This is a genomic window from Bradyrhizobium sp. (assembly GCF_028868675.1).
Taxonomy (GTDB): Bacteria; Pseudomonadota; Alphaproteobacteria; order Rhizobiales; family Xanthobacteraceae; genus Bradyrhizobium.
This window is the reverse complement of the sequence record NZ_JAGWUA010000274.1, coordinates 1-4974: the sequence shown is the minus strand read 5'-3', so window position 1 is coordinate 4974 and position 4974 is coordinate 1. Positions and strand designations below refer to the sequence as shown.

Annotated in this window: 4 protein-coding genes; 1 reads left to right on the top strand and 3 read right to left on the bottom strand. The window is 66.5% G+C overall.

Annotated features, from left to right (window positions below; all coding sequences use genetic code 11):
- Positions 1–179 precede the first annotated feature (179 nt).
- The 3 genes from KGM94_RS23400 to KGM94_RS23390 are packed head-to-tail and all read right to left on the bottom strand — an operon-like array spanning position 180 to position 3481.
- A complete protein-coding gene (locus KGM94_RS23400) occupies positions 180–1217 on the bottom strand; it encodes an NADPH:quinone oxidoreductase family protein (RefSeq protein WP_300264565.1) in 1038 nt (345 codons plus the stop codon).
- Complete coding sequence (locus tag KGM94_RS23395) at positions 1218–2336, bottom strand: CaiB/BaiF CoA-transferase family protein (RefSeq protein WP_300264562.1); 1119 nt, start codon at positions 2334–2336, stop codon at positions 1218–1220.
- A gap of 11 nt (positions 2337–2347) precedes the next feature.
- Positions 2348–3481 carry an acyl-CoA dehydrogenase family protein gene (locus KGM94_RS23390; protein ID WP_300264560.1) on the bottom strand — a complete coding sequence of 378 codons (1134 nt, stop codon included), beginning with the start codon at positions 3479–3481 and terminating at the stop codon, positions 2348–2350.
- Here KGM94_RS23390 and KGM94_RS23385 point away from each other — a divergent pair.
- On the top strand, positions 3480–4974 hold a 1495-nt coding region (locus KGM94_RS23385; protein WP_300264567.1), incomplete at its 3' end, for an AMP-binding protein. The genes KGM94_RS23390 and KGM94_RS23385 overlap by 2 nt on opposite strands.

Sequence of the window (4974 nt, the reverse complement as noted above, 5' to 3'; positions counted from 1 at the left end):
GTTGCGTGTCGATTCCAGTTCGTCGCCGTAGCCGCCGCGCCCGGGCGTCGCCGCGGCCGCGATGCACCGCTTGGCCTCCGCAAGCGCGGCGGCGGCTTCGCTGAGCGCGTTGACCGGCGGCGAGCTCATGGTCAGCGTTGCGATCTGGCCGGCGATGGACGTCTGGAACATAGCGGATCCTAGTTGGAAACAGGGTCAGACGATGGAACCAGGCGGCCTGCGTAGCGCTCGGTCAGCAACACGATCTTGCCGCGCACCTTTCGGTCGGCAATCCGGCGCAGCGCCAGCACCGCGTCGTCGAGGCGCAGCGCTTCCGTCACCGGCGAGACGAGCCGTCCCTGGCGCCACAGATCGAAGATCTCTTTCTGGGCGTCGCTGACCAGGCTCGGCGTGCGATCGCGGTAGTCGCTCCAGTGCAGACCGACCGCGGCAATGTTCTTGATCAGCAGATAGTTGGAACGCAGCGTCGCCGCCGCGCCCGCGGCGAAACCGACCACCACGATGCGGCCGCACCAGGCAACTGTGCGCAGACAAGCGTCGAACACCTGCCCGCCCAGATTTTCGACCACGACGTCCACCCCGCGGCCGCCGGTCAGCGCCGCGATCTCGGCCCTGAGGCTCCGATCGAGATCGGGCCGATCGAGCATGACGACGTGATCGGCGCCGTGGTCGCGCGCGAAGTCCGCCTTCGATGCGGTCGTGCAGCCGGCGATGACGGTGGCGCCGCAGGCCTTGGCGAGTTGCGCAGTCGCGCTTCCCACGCCTCCGGTCGCGCCCGTGACCAGCACGGTCTCGCCGGGCTTCATCTGGCCGCGGGCGAACAGGGCGAAATGCGCCGTCTGGAAAGTGAGGCCAAGACCGATGGCGTCGGCGGCGTCGAGCCCCTCCGGCATCGGATGGCACAGGAAGGCCGGCACGGTGATCCGCTCGACATAGCCGCCATTCTCGACAAAGGCGAGCACATGGTCGCCCACCCTGAATTCGCCGACACTCTCTCCAACTGCGCTGACGATCCCTGCGACTTCCTTGCCGGGGCTGAACGGCAGCGGCGCAAGATTCTGGTACGTTCCGCGCACGACCAGAAGGTCAGGGAAATTGACGCCTGCCGCATGTACGTCGATCGTGATCTCGTCGGGCCCCGGCGCAGGCACCTGCACCGTCGCAAGAACGAGCTGCTCCGGTTCCCCGTGACGGACGATGTGGAGGGCGCGAACCATTCAGCCCCCCATTCCGGCGAGGCTGTTGTCGGCGCCGAGACGGGGGGCGGACTTGACGACGGCGGAATCGCGCAGCGCCGGATCGATCGGCACCGGCAGCGCCGGGATGGTCTCGTCGCCGACGCCGACGCGGCGATCGAATATCCTGCGGTCGATCACATGGGGATCGCGTACAGCGTCGGCGAGATTGGTGACGACGGCACAGCACGCGTCCTGGCCCTCGAATACCCTCCGCCAATGCACCGTCGGATACGCCGCGATGCGCGCGGCAACTCCGGCTCGCGTCGCCGCAGGGTCCCTGGCGTCGTTGCGCAACGCCGGATCGAGGTCGATCAACCGGCAGAACACGTCCCAGAATCGTTGCTCGATCGGTCCGGCCGACAGGTAGCCGCCATCAGCGGTGCGATATATCTGGTAGCGTGGCGATGCGCCGGTGGTCAGCGCGCTTCCCGCCGTCGGCCATGTACCGGCCGCGAAGCCGTCGGCAAGCCCCCAATAGGCGAGCACGAACAGATTGTCAGTCATCGAAATATCGAGATGGCAGCCCTGACCGGTGCGCTGGCGCTTGAGCAAGGCGAGCAGCACGTTGACCAGCGCGGGATAGGTGCCGGCGGCGATATCGGCGATCGGCATCTGCGGCATGCCCGGCGCGCCCTCGCGGTCGCCCGTCAGCGACAACAAGCCGGTCAGCGCCAGATAGTTGAGGTCGTGCGCCGCCATGTCCCGGCGCGGGCCGGTCTGGCCGAACCCGGTGATGCTGCAATAGACGAGCGAAGGGTTGATCCTGCTCAGCGCGGCATGGCCAAGGCCGAGCCGCTCCATCACGCCGGGACGGAACTGTTCGATCAACACGTCGGTGCTCTCAATGAGCGGCGTCAATTGCTCGAGCGCGCCCGGCGCCTTGAGGTCGATCGCGATCGAACGCTTGCCGCGGTTGAGAAGCACGAAATTGGCGCTGTCCTCGCCGAAGCGCGGCGAATAGCTCCGCATCTCGTCGCCGGTCCCGGGACGCTCGATCTTGATCACTTCCGCGCCGGCCTCGGCCAGGAACAGTCCGGCCATCGGTCCCGGAAGCAGGGTGCTGAAGTCGAGAACGCGGATCCCGGCAAGCGGCAGCATGGCGATCTCCGTCAGCCTCCGAACGAACGGCTGATCACCAGCCGCTGGATGTCGTTGCTGCCCTCGTAGATCTTGGCGACGCGCACGGCGCGAAAGATCCGCTCGACGCCGTAGTCCTCGATGTAGCCGTTGCCGCCAAGGGTCTGGATCGCGTCGGAGCAGACCTGCTCGGCCATTTCGGAGGCGAACAGCTTGGCCATCGAGGCTTCGACCAGGCACGAGCGGCCGGCGCTACGCAGCGCGGCCGCGTGGAGCACGAGCTGGCGCGAGGCTTCGATCCTGGTCGCCATCTCGGCCAGCCGGAACGCCACCGCCTGGTGTCCGATGATCGGTCTGCCGAAGGCTTCGCGCTCCTTCGCATAGGCCAGCGCGAGCTCGTGGGCCGCGCGCGCCATGCCCACGGACTGCGCCGCGATGCCGATGCGGCCGCCTTCGAGATTGGCAAGCGCGATGCGGTATCCCTCGCCCTCGGCGCCGAGCCGGTTCTCGACGGGAATCTCGAGGTCCTCGAAGCGGATCTCGCATGTGTCCGAGGCGTTCTGCCCCATCTTCCGCTCGACCCGGCCGACCCGATAGCCCGGCCAAGCCGTTTCGACGATGAAGGCCGAGATGCCCTTCTTGCCTGCGCCGGGTGTCGTGACGGCGAAGACCAAAGCGACGTCGGCGTTCTTGCCGGTGGTGATGAACTGCTTGACGCCGTTCAGCACGTAGCGGTCGCCGCGCAGCTCGGCCCGGCTCGTCATCGCAGCCGCATCCGAGCCGCTGTGCGGCTCGGTCAGGCAGAAGGCGCAGAGCTTTTCGCCGGACGCGAGCGGACGCAGGTATCGCTCCTTCTGCGCGGCGGTGCCGTAACCGAGGATCGGCATGCAGCCGACCGAATTGTGCCCGCTCATGACGGTGGAGGTCGCGCCGTCGCCGGCGGCGATCTCCTCGAGCGCCAGCGCATAGGCGACGTAGTCGGCACCTGCCCCGCCCCATTCCGGCGGCACCGTCATGCCCATGAAACCGAGCCTGCCCATCTCCAGCAGCGCCTGGCGCGGGAAGGTCGCGGTTCGCTCCCATTGGGCCGACTGCGGGGCAAGGTGCGTTTTGGAAAAGTCTCGCGCCGTGGCGCGGATCATTTCTTGTTCTTCCGTCAGGATCATGGATAATGAGGTTCCGAATGAACGCTCATTCAATCTGGTCGTTTCCGGGGAGACTGTCAAGCGATCGCGTGCCGCAGCGATCGCGTGCCGCAGACGGGACCACGGTTTTCCCAGAGGGGCTTCGGCGAGGAAGCAAGGAGGAGACATGAAATTCGATCCGATGTTGCCTGAGGGGCGGATCGCTGCGATGCGGGCGCGGGGCTACTGGGGCGACGAACTTCTCGTCGACCACCTCGATCGCTGCATTGCGCAGGAACCCGCCACCACGGCGATCGTCGACTTCAACTCGATGCAGGCCAGCGGTCGCCGGCTGAGCTACCGGGAATTCGGCGATCTCGTCGAACACATCGCGGTCGGTCTTGCCGAACTCGGTGTCGAGAAGGACGACGTGGTGGCCTGTCAGTTACCCAACTGGTGGCAGTTCGCCGCACTGGCATTCGCTTGCTGGAGGATCGGCGCGGTCATCAACCCGATGATGCCCATCTTCCGCGAGCGTGAGGTCAAGTTCATGCTCGGCTTCGCCGAAAGCAAGGTGTTCGTCGTTCCGCGCGAATTTCGCGGCTTTGATCACCCCGCGATGGTGCGGGCGATGCGCCACGAGCTGCCGCATCTAAAGCATTTGCTGGTGATCGGCGGCAACGGCGAGGAAGGTTTTGAGGAGATGTTGCTCAAGAGGCCGCGGCAGACGAAGCGCGACGCCAAGCGCCTGTTCGCCGAGCGGCGCCGCAGCGCGGATGACGTCGTTCAGCTGCTCTACACCTCGGGCACGACAGGCGAGCCAAAGGGAGTGATGCACACCTCCAACACCATCCTGTCGAACGTGCACCCGTTCGTCGATCGGCTCGGGCTCACCGAGCAGGACATCGTGCTGATGTCATCGCCGCTGGCGCACCAATCCGGCTTCATCTACGGGCTGATCATGCCCGTCCTGTTGCGGACTACGGTCGTGCTGCAGGACATCTGGGAACCGCGGCGAGCAGCCGAGTTGATCGCGGCCGAGCGGGTGACCTTCACCTTTGCATCGACACCATTCCTCTCCGACCTGACCGATGCCGTCGGCTGCGGCGGTTGCGACGTCTCGAGCCTGCGCATCTTCCTCGCCGCCGGCGCGCCGATTCCGCGCGTGCTGGCCGAGCGCGCATCGAAGACGCTCGGGGCGGCTGTCGTGTCGGCGTGGGGCATGACGGAGAACGGCGCCGTCACGACCACGAAGCCCGGCGACCCCGACGAGAAGGCTTTTTTCACGGACGGCTGCGCCTTGTCGGGCATGGAGGTACGGGTGTTCGGCCCGGACGGCAAGCCCCTCCCACCCGGCGAGGAAGGCGTCCTCAAGGTGCGCGGCTGCTCCAGTTTCGTCGGCTATCTCAAGCGACCGCAGCTCTACAATCACGACGCCGAGGGCTGGTTCGACACCGGGGATCTCGCACGGATCGACGCAGACGGCTACGTGCGCATCACTGGAAGGGCCAAGGACATCATCATTCGCGGCGGCG

Coding starts and splice junctions, on each gene's coding strand:
- KGM94_RS23400 (WP_300264565.1), bottom strand. CDS start 1,217: ATGGTTCGCGCCCTCCACATCGTCCGTCACGGGGAACCGGAGCAGCTC.
- KGM94_RS23395 (WP_300264562.1), bottom strand. CDS start 2,336: ATGCTGCCGCTTGCCGGGATCCGCGTTCTCGACTTCAGCACCCTGCTT.
- KGM94_RS23390 (WP_300264560.1), bottom strand. CDS start 3,481: ATGATCCTGACGGAAGAACAAGAAATGATCCGCGCCACGGCGCGAGAC.